Origin of the sequence: Bradyrhizobium sp. ISRA442, from assembly GCF_038085055.1 — a bacterium.
GTDB lineage: Bacteria > Pseudomonadota > Alphaproteobacteria > Rhizobiales > Xanthobacteraceae > Bradyrhizobium.
Genome location: NZ_JALGCN010000061.1, coordinates 1 through 1,304 on the forward strand (window position 1 = coordinate 1; position 1,304 = coordinate 1,304).

The following is a 1,304-nucleotide window of genomic DNA, read 5'->3' on the forward strand; positions in this document are numbered from 1 at the left end:
TGGGGCAGACCGCATCCTCGCTGGTTGCGGGTGCGCTGCACATCTCGACCGGTGCGAACTCGGATCTGTCGATCACCGGCACGGGCAACGCGTTGTCCGCGCTCGGCCTGACCGGTTCGACCGGCACCGGCACCGCCTTCACGGCGAGCCGGTCCGCGGCGTCGGGTGGCATTTCCGGCAAGACCTTGACCTTCTCCTCCTTCAATGGCGGCACGGCGGTCAACGTCACCTTCGGCGACGGCACCGGCGGCACGGTCAAGACGCTCGATCAGCTCAACACGGCGCTGCAGGCCAACAACCTGACCGCCACGATCGACGCCAACGGCCTGCTCACGGTCTCGGCGACCAACGACTACGCGTCCTCGACGATTGGTTCGGCGTCGGCTGGCGGCACGATCGGCGGTACGCTCAGCACGAGCCAGACCTGGTCGAACGCGACCGCGCCGGTTGCTGATGCTGTTGCCCAGGCGACCCGCTCCAACCTGGTGTCCCAGTACAACAACATCATGACGCAGATCGACACGACGTCGCTCGATGCCTCGTTCAACGGCGTCAACCTGCTCAACGGCGACCAGCTCAAGCTGGTGTTCGACGAGACCGGCAAGTCGAGCTTGAACATCACCGGCGTGACCTTCAACTCGAAGGGTCTGGGTCTGGCCGGCCTGGTGCAGGGCACCGACTTCATCGACAACTCGGCCACCAACAAGGTGCTGGCCAACCTGAACACCGCGTCGAGCACGCTGCGTTCGGAAGCCTCCACGCTGGGTTCGAACCTGTCGGTCGTGCAGGTGCGTCAGGACTTCAACAAGAACCTGATCAACGTGCTACAGACCGGTTCGTCCAACCTGACGCTGGCCGACACCAATGAGGAAGCGGCCAACAGCCAGGCGCTGTCGACCCGCCAGTCGATCGCGGTCTCCGCGCTGTCGCTGGCCAACCAGTCGCAGCAGAGCGTGCTGCAGCTCCTGCGCTAATCAGCGGTAGGCATCGCAAGACAGATACGGCGGCGGGGCTTCGGCCCCGCCGCTTTTTTGTCGCTTACGCGCTGTCGAAGTGCAGTTGCATGAGCCGTAAAATCGTAACCGTCCGTTATGGTTAATGGACAGATAACGAGCTAAAAAGATCAACGATTTCAGCTTGATGTTTGCTTCCGACGGAGCAGCGCCATGATCTCATGGTGAACCGCCGCTTACGGACACAAGTCCGGTTTCACCCTTTGTTAGCCATGTCGACGCACCCTGCCTGCGTCACTCGATCCATCGCGATCGAACGAAGACGCGTAAGCTACCAGAAGGGTAAAAGTC

At 62.1% G+C, this 1,304-nt stretch carries 1 protein-coding gene; it reads left to right on the forward strand.

The features are described from left to right. Window positions 1-974, forward strand: a 974-nt coding sequence (locus MTR72_RS40180; RefSeq protein ID WP_341512344.1) for a flagellin, incomplete at its 5' end; no start/stop codon positions are given. Window positions 975-1,304: the final 330 nt, after the last annotated feature.